10 protein-coding genes and 1 tRNA gene are annotated in these 10715 nt (G+C 69.1%); 3 read left to right on the plus strand and 8 right to left on the minus strand.

Going from position 1 to position 10715, the window contains the following annotated elements; genetic code table 11:
* Position 1: 1 nt before the first annotated feature.
* From KVS71_RS07030 to KVS71_RS07040, 3 genes are all read right to left on the minus strand, one after another.
* On the minus strand, positions 2-814 hold the full coding sequence (locus KVS71_RS07030; RefSeq protein ID WP_306663910.1) for a phage Gp37/Gp68 family protein: 813 nt from the start codon (positions 812-814) through the stop codon (positions 2-4).
* Positions 815-1259: 445 nt separating this feature from the next.
* A tRNA-Thr gene (locus KVS71_RS07035) sits at positions 1260-1334 on the minus strand.
* 169 nt (positions 1335-1503) lie between these two features.
* Positions 1504-2454, minus strand: a complete 951-nt coding sequence (locus KVS71_RS07040; RefSeq protein ID WP_217584218.1) for a thioredoxin domain-containing protein — start codon at positions 2452-2454, stop codon at positions 1504-1506.
* A gap of 228 nt (positions 2455-2682) precedes the next feature.
* On the opposite strand from KVS71_RS07040, the gene KVS71_RS07045 reads away from it, so the two are divergent.
* Both KVS71_RS07045 and KVS71_RS07050 read left to right on the plus strand, forming a co-directional pair.
* The gene (locus KVS71_RS07045) at positions 2683-3786 is read left to right on the plus strand and encodes an ABC transporter ATP-binding protein (RefSeq protein WP_060921924.1); all 1104 of its coding nucleotides are present in this window, start codon (positions 2683-2685) and stop codon (positions 3784-3786) included.
* 77 nt (positions 3787-3863) lie between these two features.
* Positions 3864-5165, plus strand: coding sequence for a DUF4032 domain-containing protein (locus tag KVS71_RS07050; protein WP_060921925.1), 1302 nt, complete (start codon positions 3864-3866; stop codon positions 5163-5165).
* 36 nt (positions 5166-5201) lie between these two features.
* Here KVS71_RS07050 and KVS71_RS07055 read toward each other — a convergent pair whose 3' ends face one another.
* From KVS71_RS07055 to KVS71_RS07075, 5 genes are all read right to left on the minus strand, one after another.
* Entirely contained in the window at positions 5202-5843 is a 642-nt protein-coding gene (locus KVS71_RS07055) for an NAD(P)-dependent oxidoreductase (RefSeq protein ID WP_060921926.1), read from the minus strand.
* Between the two features lie 15 nt (positions 5844-5858).
* Positions 5859-6863: a 23S rRNA (guanosine(2251)-2'-O)-methyltransferase RlmB gene (gene rlmB, locus KVS71_RS07060; RefSeq protein WP_217584219.1), complete on the minus strand. Its 1005-nt coding sequence runs from the start codon at positions 6861-6863 to the stop codon at positions 5859-5861.
* Positions 6856-8262 (minus strand): cysteine--tRNA ligase, encoded by a 1407-nt coding sequence (gene cysS, locus KVS71_RS07065; RefSeq protein ID WP_217584220.1) that lies wholly within the window; start codon positions 8260-8262, stop codon positions 6856-6858. Before cysS ends, rlmB begins: the two co-directional genes overlap by 8 nt.
* Before the next feature lie 9 nt (positions 8263-8271).
* Positions 8272-9516, minus strand: a complete 1245-nt coding sequence (gene ispD / locus KVS71_RS07070) for a 2-C-methyl-D-erythritol 4-phosphate cytidylyltransferase (RefSeq protein WP_217584221.1) — start codon at positions 9514-9516, stop codon at positions 8272-8274.
* Between the two features lie 68 nt (positions 9517-9584).
* Entirely contained in the window at positions 9585-10067 is a 483-nt protein-coding gene (locus tag KVS71_RS07075) for a CarD family transcriptional regulator (RefSeq protein WP_045255828.1), read from the minus strand.
* Positions 10068-10200: 133 nt separating this feature from the next.
* Here KVS71_RS07075 and KVS71_RS07080 point away from each other — a divergent pair, with 133 nt between their 5' ends.
* Positions 10201-10671, plus strand: coding sequence for a hypothetical protein (locus KVS71_RS07080; protein ID WP_060921931.1), 471 nt, complete (start codon positions 10201-10203; stop codon positions 10669-10671).
* The last annotated feature ends 44 nt before the right edge of the window (positions 10672-10715 follow it).

Here is a 10715-nt window from a genome sequence, read left to right on the forward strand (position 1 = left end):
GTCAAGCTGTGAGAGATCGCCGCTTGGCCGATGGCATCTCATCCCAGTAGAGGCCGTCAAGTTCGCGCCCCGCCGCCTTGGGAGTGCGCCCGCCCCACTGCTTGTGGAAGAACGGCACCCCTGCTCGGGTGCACAGATCACGAATGTCTCTTACCCAAGCAGGATCCAGGGGGCGTGCTCGCGGCCCCGATTCCCCGCCAGTGATCACCCAGTCGATTCCCTCCAGATCAAGCCCGGTAAGCGGGCCAAGTAGAGGTTCACATGAGAGGAACCGGACGGCTGCCGGCACCTGGCGCAGGTGGTCGACACGGAAAAGCTGCTCCTCCGATTCGACACTGACGCCCATCCAGAGATTCTCCGGCCAGGGAAGCTGCATCATGACCTTTGGGAGGCGGGCTGACCGCTTGGTGAGGATCTGATAAGTGTGCTGCGGCGTGTTCGCGATGACCTCGAACACCTGCTTGACGAAGTCCAGGGGCACCTTCGCGTGGAAGAGGTCGCTCATGGAGTTCACGAACACCACCCGACGCCCCTTCCACGAGTACGGCTGCTCAAGCGCCGATGGATGAAGGGTCACCGCGAACCCCGGACCTGATGTTCGGGCATCACCGTCGTTCTGGTATTTCTCGGCCCCCATCGCTTTCAGTCGCTTCGCCATCGCAAGCGCGTAGCAGTTGTCGCATCCGGGTGAGATTCGGTCACATCCCGTCGTTGGGTTCCAGGTGACCTCGGTCCACTCAATCCCGGTTCGCTTCATGAGCTCACGGTACATTACGTGCTCTGCGTAATGCGTATCGCGAATCGCGATTCGCATATAATCACACGCATGACGACCGCCGACCGACTCGCCCTCCGACGGCTATCCCGGACTGTCTTCGGCCAGGATCATCGACTCGAGCTGATGTTGGCGATCCGCGACGCAGAGGATCAGATCGTCACCCTGTCCGAGCTCGCCTCGACTCTGGGGCTGCCTACGAGCAGTCTGCAGCGACCGTTTCACGCCCTCATCTCTTCAGGGCTACTAACCTTGCTCCCGGCCGAGCCATCTCGGTTCCGCTACTACCAGGCCAACCGAAGCGCCGCATGGGACTGGGCGACTGAACTCGAGGGTCTCGCCACGACAGAGCTGAGTGCCTCAGCTAACCCAACTCGGCGCCCGACATAGAGGCGCCAGCACGGCCGTCGAACCCATCGAGCAACGATAGATCGGTCCCCGTGCACACCGACTGAACATTCATCTGTGTGCACGCGAGCAACATTGGAGCCGCCTGTCGGATTCGAACCGACGACCTTCGCTTTACAAGAGCGCTGCGCTACCACTGCGCCAAGGCGGCATTTTCGATTATCTTGTTCCTATCCTAGCTGTCGATTACATGTACTCGACAGCAGCTCCGCGGAACCACGGGGATCTGACGGGCATGGTAGAGATAACGAGCGCGCTACCAATTGCGCCAAGTCGGCGGATGCCATCACAGCTTAGCGATGGCCGGGACGCGCGGCGGACTACTTCGCCGGCGCCGACGTGGCCGTGGGGCTCGGCGTCGGAGTCGCCGACTCGTAGTAGGCCTCGCTGGCGACCGACATGACGAACGTCGACAGCTCCTGCGGGTCGTCCAGCGCGCCGACGTAGGCCTCGCCGTTCACGACGATCATCGGTGCGGCCGTGAGCACGAGGTCGTCGGAGCCGGGGAGCGGCCCCTCGAGCGCGCGGGTCGTCGCCTCCTTCGCCCAGCTGACGTAGTCGCCGTCCTGGATGCAGGAGCGCACGGTCTTGCCGTTGTCCACGCCGACAGCGCCCGCGAGGTTGGCGAGCTCTTCGTCCGACATCCCGTCGCTGCCCACATCGGGCTGGTCATCGAGCAGGTCGTGGTTGAACGCGTAGAACTGGTCCGGCGAGTGCGTCGCCACACAGGCGGCCGCGGCGGCGGAACGCAGCGAGTACTTGGTGCCGTTGGAGCTGGCGGTGAGCAGAGCGACCGGGTGGTAGCTGACGGTCGCGGCGCCGTCCTCGATCCACTGCGCGAGCAGCCGGGCGTTGGCGCGCTCGAACTTGCCCGCGTCGGGCGAGAGGTAGTCGACGTAGATGTGCACCTCGACAGCACCCGCCGCGGACGGCTCGGGCGACGGCGTCTCGCTGGCGCCGGCCTCGCTGGGCTCGGGGTCCGGCGTGGCGGAAGGGGTACCGGCGATCGCGGCGGAGGCGATGTCCGTCACCACGACGCCATCCGCCTCCATGCCGCTCGGGCTGAGCTGCGGCTTGGACGTCTGCGAGGTCACGGCGAGCGTCACGGCGGTCCCGATCGCACCGACCGCGATGATCGCGACCGCACCGATGATGATCCGTCGCATGAGACGCGCCCGCGACTGCTGGGCGTGCACCTTCTGTGCCTTCTCCCGCACGGCCTCGCGCGAATTGCGAGGGGCGGGGACGTTCGGCGTTTCGTCGCTCGACATCGTTCCTCTTGAGTCTCAGGGGGTCCGGGTTGGCCCCGACCACCGTCGGGCGGTGATCGCCGCTGCGCACGGCCGGGTTCGATGCTAACCAGTGAGGCTGAGAAATACCCAGGTGCGGGCGTTCGTGCCATACTGATCCCGACCCGATGAAGGGTCACGGCGGGTCGCTCCGCCGCTTCATTCACTACGGATCGTCCGGCACGTACCTGCCGGTGAAGGAGAAACACGATGGCATCTGTGACTTTCGACGAGGCCACCCGCCTGTACCCCGGCGGCACCCGTCCGGCTGTCGACAAGCTCAACCTCGAGGTGGGAGACGGCGAGTTCCTCGTCCTGGTCGGTCCCTCCGGTTGCGGTAAGTCCACCTCCCTCCGCATGCTCGCCGGCCTCGAAGAGGTCAACTCCGGCCGCATCCTCATCGGTGACCGCGACGTCACCGACGTGCCGCCGAAGGACCGCGACATCGCGATGGTGTTCCAGAACTACGCGCTGTACCCGCACATGACCGTCGCCGAGAACATGGGCTTCGCGCTCAAGATCGCCGGCGTCGGCAAGGAGGAGCGCGCCGCGCGCGTGCTCGAGGCCGCGAAGCTCCTCGACCTGGAGCAGTACCTCACCCGCAAGCCGAAGGCCCTCTCCGGTGGTCAGCGTCAGCGTGTCGCCATGGGCCGCGCGATCGTCCGTCAGCCCCAGGTCTTCCTCATGGACGAGCCGCTGTCGAACCTCGACGCGAAGCTCCGTGTCCAGACCCGTACGCAGATCGCGTCGCTGCAGCGTCGTCTCGGCGTCACCACGGTCTACGTCACGCACGACCAGACCGAGGCACTCACCATGGGTGACCGCATCGCCGTGCTGAAGGACGGCCTGCTCCAGCAGGTCGGCTCGCCGCGCGACCTGTACGAGAAGCCGGAGAACGTCTTCGTCGCCGGCTTCATCGGCTCCCCCGCGATGAACCTGTTCTCGGCCGACCTGGCCGACGGCGGCGTGCGCTTCGGCACCGAGATCGTCCCGCTCGACCGCGACACCGTGGGCCGCGCCAACGGCTCGCAGGTCACGGTCGGCGTCCGCCCCGAGGACATCACCGTCGGCCCGGCCGACGGCCAGGGCCTGTCGGTCGTCGTCGACCTCGTCGAGGAGCTCGGCGCCGACGGCTACCTCTACGGCCACACGGAGATCAACGGCAAGCGCACCGACCTCGTCGCCCGCGTCGACGGCCGCAACCACCCGAACGCCGGCGAGACCGTCACCCTCGCCGCGAACCCGGGTCACGTGCACGCGTTCGACCTCGAGTCGGGCGACCGCCTGAACGACAAGCCGGTCGTCTCGGCCTGATCGGACACTCCACCGCGGCGCGGGCTGACTTCGGTCGCCCGCGCCGCGTCGTTTCCCCGGCACCCTCAGGAGCCCCCATGCAGGAATCCCTCCGGATCACCGCCAAGACGGTCGACCCCGGTCTGCTCGCTCTGCCCTGGTCGACGCCTCTGGAGAAGTGGCCGTCCGAGCACATCGTCTCGCTGCCCAAGGGCCTCTCCCGCCACCTCGTGCGCTTCGCGGACCTCTCCGGGCGGGTGGTGGCGGTCAAGGAGACGACGACGGAGATGGCACGCCGGGAGTACGAGATGCTCGGAAACCTGTCGCGACTCGACGTGCCGTGCGTGGAACGCGTCGCGGTCATCGCGGGGCGCACCGACGCGGCGGGGGCGCCGCTCCCCGCCGCGCTGGTCACCTCGCATCTGCGCTTCTCGATGCCGTACCGGGCGCTCTTCACCCGGGTGCTCCGTCCGGACACGGCCACGCGCCTCGTCGACGCGCTGGCGCTCCTGCTCGTGCGCCTGCACAACGTCGGCTTCTACTGGGGCGACGTCTCCCTCTCGAACACGCTGTTCCGCCGGGATGCCGGAGCCTTCGCGGCGTACCTCGTGGACGCGGAGACCGGCGAGCTGCACGAAGAGGGCCTCACCGACGGTCAGCGCGCCTACGACCTGGACCTCGCGCGCACGAACATCGCCGGCGAGATCATGGACCTCGCCGCGGGCGGCCGCCTGGAGCACGGGGTCGACGCCGTTGCCATCGCGGACGGCATCGTGTCGTCCTACCGCTCCCTCTGGGCCGAGCTCACCGCGCAGGAGTCCTTCTCCGCCGCCGAGACGTGGCGCATCACGGAACGCGTCGAGCGGCTCAACGCCCTCGGCTTCGACATCGACGAGATGTCGATGTCGACGACCGCCGACGGCACGGTCGTGGAGATCCAGCCCAAGGTCGTCGATGCCGGGCACCACCAGCGCCGGCTCATCCGCCTCACCGGTCTCGACGTCGAGGAGAACCAGGCCCGGCGGCTCCTCAACGACCTCGACGAGTTCCGTGCCCGCTCCACCAAGCAGTGGGCGGACGAGGAGATGTACGCGCACGAGTGGCTCACCCGCGTCTTCGAGCCCGTCGTCCGCGCGATCCCCTACGACCTGCGCGCCAAGCTGGAGCCGGCCGAGGTGTTCCACCAGGTGCTGGAGCACCGCTGGTACCTGTCCCAGGCACAGGGCCGCTCGGTCGCCCTCGCGGAGGTGCTGACGAGCTACATCAACGACGTGCTCCGCCACCGGCGCGACGAGGCCACCATCATGGGGCCGCCGACCGAGACGATGGGCCTCCCCGTCGTCACCGGCACGCTGGCGCTCGGCGACGACGACGAGGTGGACTGGCGCGACCTCGTCTGAGACCGTGCCCGCCCGTCGGCGCCGCGCCGGACGGTGTCAGTAGCCGACGGTGAACCGCTCGCGGTGGTGGTTGCCCTGCTCGATCTCGTCGACGATCGCGACGGCGAAGTCCGCCCCGGAGATGTACGACTTCCCGTCCTCGTCGCGGACGAGCACGTCACCGCCGTCCCGGTAGTGTCCGGTGCGCTCCCCCTCGGCCCACGGCCCGAAGACCTCGGCCGGGTGCACGAAGAACCAGTCCAGGCTCTCGGCCGTGCGCTCCAGGAGCGCGAGAGAGTCGATGCCGACCTGCGCCTCGTGCTTGTACTCCTCGGGGAACCCCTGATCGAACAGTCGGGGGCCACCGGGCGCGACGAGGCTGCCGCCCGCGCCGCCCACGACCCCGAGCCGGGTCTCGGTGCCGTCGAGCAGCGCGACCACGTTCGTCAGCGCCTCGAGGACACGGTCCTCCATGTCGCCACGCGGCGAGAGCGCGGAGACCACGGCATCGGCACCCGCGAACGCCTCGGTCAGCGTCGCAGGGTCGAGCGCGGACCCCTGCACGTACGCCGCACCCGCGACCGGATCCGCGGGGGTCGAGCGCGAGATGGCGACGACCGCGTGATCGCGGCTCACCGCCTCCGCGACGATGTGGCGTCCGGCGTAGCCGGTTCCTCCCAGGACGATGATGCGGGCCATGCGTGTTCCTCTCGGTCAGTCCGCGGCGCGGACGGTCGCGACCTGGTACAGCGCGACCGAGGCCGCGATGCCGGCGTTCAGCGATTCGGTCGCCGCGGAGATGGGGATGGAGACGATCTGGTCGCAGGTCTCGGTCACGAGGCGGGACAGGCCCTTGCCCTCCGAGCCCACGACGATGACGACGGGACGGTCCGCCAGCTCCAGCGCGGGCAGCGAGACGTCGCCGTCGCCGTCGAGCCCGAGCACGAACACGCCCTGCTTCTTGAAATCCTTGAGCTGCGTGGTGAGGTTCGACGCCAGCGCCACCGGGATGCGGGCGGCCGCGCCCGCACTGGTCTTCCACGCTGCGGAGTTCACACCGGCGGAACGACGCTGCGGCAGGATGATGCCGTGGCCGCCGAACGCCGCCGTCGAGCGGATGATCGCTCCGAGGTTGCGAGGGTCGGTGATCCCGTCGAGGGCGACGAACAGGGGCGTCTCGCCGCGATCGATGACCTCTTCCAGGAGGTCCTGCGGGTGGGCGTACTCGTACGGCGGCACCTTGAGGGCGACTCCCTGATGCACGCCGTCGAAGCCGGCCATGCGGTCGAGCTCCTGGCGGGTGACCTCGAGCACGGGGATGTCGCGGTGGGTCGCGATCGACAGCATCTCCTTGACGCGGTCGTCCATCTCGACGCGCTGCGCGATGTACATCGCGGTCGCCGGGATCTTTGCCCGCAGCGCCTCGAGCACCGAGTTGCGGCCGGTGACCGTCTCGGTGTCGTTGGTGTTGTCCTTCGACCTGGCGTTGCGGTTCGGGTTGCCCCCGGAGGCGGGACGCCCTCCGGGCTTGCCCTTGCCGCCCGCAGCCGCGTAGCGCTCAGCCGCAGCCTTGCGCTTGCCGGCGGGGTGCCACGCGCGGTCCTCCGCCTTCGGCGTGGGGCCACGCCCTTCGAGCGCCTTGCGCCCGAGACCGCCCGTGCCCTTGGTCGGGCCCTTCTTGTTTCCCTTGCTCGCGCCGGGGCGCCCTGGCTTAGCCATCGATACTCCAATGAGTTCCGGCCGGAGTGTCCTCCAGCGTGATTCCTGCGGCGGCGATCGCGTCTCGGATGCGATCCGCCGCCGCCCAGTCCTTCTCCGCGCGCGCGGTGGCGCGCTGCGCGATCATCTCCTGCACCAGCGCGTCCAGCGTCGCTGCCTGCGCATCCCCGGCGGCGCCGGATCCCGTGCGCGGGTTCAGACCGAGGATCCCGGTCATGGCGAGCACCGCCCGCGCCGCGTCCAGGGCCGTGTCGGTGTCGCCCGCGTCCAGCGCCGAGTTCCCGGCCCGCACGCTCTCGTGCACGACGGCCAGCGCCTGCGGCACGCCGAGGTCGTCGTCCATCGCCTCGACGAAGGCGTCGGGCATGCTCCGCGCGTCCTCGGCACCGATCTCCTCGCCGGCCGCGCGGACTGCGCGATCAAGGAAGGAGCGGATACGGCCGAGCGCCGCGTCCGCCTCCGCCCAGGACGATTCCGAGAGGTCGAGGCTCGATCGGTAGTGCGCGGCGGCGAGGGCATAGCGCACGACCAGCGGGTCCCGCTCCGCGAGAACGTCCCGCGCGAGGGTGAAGTTGCCGAGGGATTTCGACATCTTCTGGCCGTCGACGGTCACGAGACCGTTGTGCACCCAGTAGCGGGCGAAGCCGTCACCCGCGGCCGTCGACTGCGCGAGCTCGTTCTCGTGATGAGGGAACCGCAGGTCGAGGCCGCCGCCGTGGATGTCGAACTCCGCACCGAGGTACCGCTTCGCCATGGCCGAGCACTCGATGTGCCAGCCAGGACGCCCCGGCCCCCACGGCGACGCCCAGGTCGCATCGGCGGGCTCGTCGGGCTTGGCGCCCTTCCACAGGGCGAAGTCCTGGGGGTTGCGCTTGCCCCGCGGGTCGGCGTCCTGCGCGGCCTCCATCGCGTCCACCGACTGATGGGTGAGATCGCCGTAGGACGGCCAGGAGCGCACATCGAAGTACACGTCGCCCGACCCGTCGGGAGCGGGATACGCGTGGCCCCGGTCGATGAGCAGCGCGATGAGCTCCTGCATCTGCGGGACGGAGGCCGTCGCCCGCGGCTCGTACGTGGGCGGCAGGATGCCGATGCCGGCGTAGGCCGCGGCGAACTCCTGCTCCATCCGGTAGGCGAGCGCCCACCACGGCTCGGCGTCCGTGGCGTTGGCGAGCACCTTGTCGTCGATGTCGGTGACGTTGCGCACGAAGGTCACTCGGCCGTGGCGGTGCGTCAGCCAGCGGCGCAGGAGATCGAAGCTCAGGGCCGCCCGGACGTGGCCGATGTGCGGGCCGGACTGCACGGTGGGTCCGCACACGTACATCGTGATGTTCTCGGGATCGAGAGGCACGAAGTCGCGCAGCAGCTGTGCGCGGGTGTCGTAGAGGCGGAGAGTCACCGCTCAAGCCTACTCGGCGGGCGCTGAGAGACCCTGCTCCGGTCGCGGGATGACGATCGCGACGGCCGTGACCGCGATCCCCTCGCCCCGTCCGGGGAAGCCGAGGCCGTCGGTCGTCGTGGCCGTCACGGCCACCGGAGCACCCCCGAGCGCCGCCGACAGCACCGCCTCGGCCTCCCCGCGTCGTCCGCTGAACCGCGGACGATTGCCCTGGAACTGGACGGAAACGTTGCCGATCATGAACCCCGCCGCCGCCAGGAGCTCCGCGGTGCGGGAGAGGAAGACGTCGGCGTGCGCACCCGCATACTCCGGGTGAGCTGTACCGAAGTGCTCGCCGATGTCACCGAGCCCGGCGGCGCCGAGCAGGGCGTCGACGATCGCGTGGGCGACCGCGTCCCCGTCCGAATGCCCGGAGAGCGCGGGCTCCCCCGGCCATTCCAGCCCGGCCAGCCACAGCGCCCCGTCGCCGCCGAACCCATGCACGTCCGTGCCGATGCCCACGCGCGGCCCGAGCCCGGCGACAGCCGACGCGCGAGGCACGGGAGACGAGACGGGCGCGGGCGCGACGAGGAGGCGGGCGCGCTCGAGATCGGCAGGGGTGGTGATCTTGAACGAACGCTCGGAGCCGGGCACCAGCCGCACCGCGTGCCCCGCCGCGGCGAAGAGCGCCGCGTCATCCGTGTACTCGACACCCTGGGCCGTCGCCTCCGCGTAAGCCGCTTCCAGCGGGCCACGCGGGAAACCCTGCGGCGTCTGCGCGGCCGCGAGTTCCGCACGATCCACGGTGCCCACGACGAGACCGTCCGCGATCCGCTTGAGTGTGTCCACGACCGGCAGGCTCGGTACGGCACCGGCGTCGCCGATCACGGCCGCCGCCACGGCGTCGATCACCTCGGGCGGGGTCAGCGCGCGCGCGGCGTCGTGCACGAGCACCGTGCTCACGTCCCCCCACAGCGCCGCGAGTCCGGCCGCGACGGACTCCTGCCGTGTCGCCCCTCCGGTGACCACGCGGGCCAGGTCGGCACGATCGCCGGCAGCCGCGAGCAGCTCGGTCTGCGCGTCGCCCTCGTATCCCGCGGGGGCGACGACGATGACCTGCATGGGAGCCGCAGCGAACACGCCGTCGAGGGCGTGCCGCAGGATGGTCCGTCCGTCGATGCCGACGAAGGCCTTGGGCGCCCCCGCCTCGAGACGGGTGCCGGAACCGGCGGCGACGACGATGATCGCGATGTGCGGGACGGGGAGGATGCTCACAGCTTCACGTTACCCGCGGGAACGACGAAAGGCGGGTGCCGAAGCACCCGCCTTCCGTGAAGGACGTCTCAGGACGCGAGGACCTCGTCGAGCAGCGCGCCCGCCTTGTCCTCGTCGATCTTCTCGGCCAGTGCCAGCTCCGAGATGAGGATCTGCCGGGCCTTGGCCAGCATCCGCTTCTCGCCCGCGGACAGGCCGCGGTCCTGGTCGCGACGCCAGAGGTCGCGCACGACCTCGCTCACCTTGATGACATCGCCGGACGCGAGCTTCTCCAGGTTCGCCTTGTACCGGCGCGACCAGTTGGTGGGCTCCTCGGTGAACGGCGCACGCAGCACCTCGAACACGTGGTCGAGGCCCTCCTTGCCGATCACGTCGCGAACGCCGACGAGGTCGACGTTCTCGGCCGGAACCTCGATGATGAGATCACCCTGCGTGACGTTGAGCTTCAGGTACTTCTTCGCCTCGCCCTTGATGATGCGCTCCTTGACCTCGATGATGGTCGCAGCGCCATGGTGCGGATAGACGACGGTCTCGCCAACCTCAAAAAGCATAAAAACATGTCCTTTCGGCAACCTCAAGGATACCACAGGGGATATGCGCTAAGGTTCGCGCTCCCTGTTCCCTGCGAGCTCCCGACTTACCCATAGAATGGGAGGGATATCCCGTCGGACCTCAGGAGGACCCGTGAAATCGCGCCTTGTCGCGTCTGCCGCCATCAGCGCCCTCGTTCTGCTCGGCGCGACCGGGTGCACGTTCATCACGCCGCAGTCGACGAAGATCGAGTACGCGGCCTCCGACGGCGTGAACGTCTCCGATCAGGACGGCCCCATCGCCGTGCGTAACGCCCTGATCATCGCGAACGAGGACGGCACGGTCGGCAACTTCGTCGGCGCCGTGGTCAACCCGTCGCAGGACCGCGCCACCCTGACGGTGTCGCTGGAGGGCGGCGATCCCTTCAAGATCACGGTGCCCGCCGGCGGAAGGATCAGCTTCGGCGCCGACGAGGAGCCCGTGGAGATCACGGGACTCGACACCATGCCCGGCGCGACCGTCGCGATGCACTTCCAGTCCGGCGACTCCGCCGGTGTGACGACCGAGATCCCGGTCCTCGACGGCACCCTGCCGTACTACTCGGACCTCGCTCCCCAGGACTGAGTCCCCAGAGACGAGGAGAGGCCGGCACCCGTGGGTGCCGGCCT

It is taken from the genome of Microbacterium sp. GbtcB4 (assembly GCF_019091465.1).
In the GTDB taxonomy this organism is placed as follows: Bacteria; Actinomycetota; Actinomycetes; order Actinomycetales; family Microbacteriaceae; genus Microbacterium; species Microbacterium paraoxydans.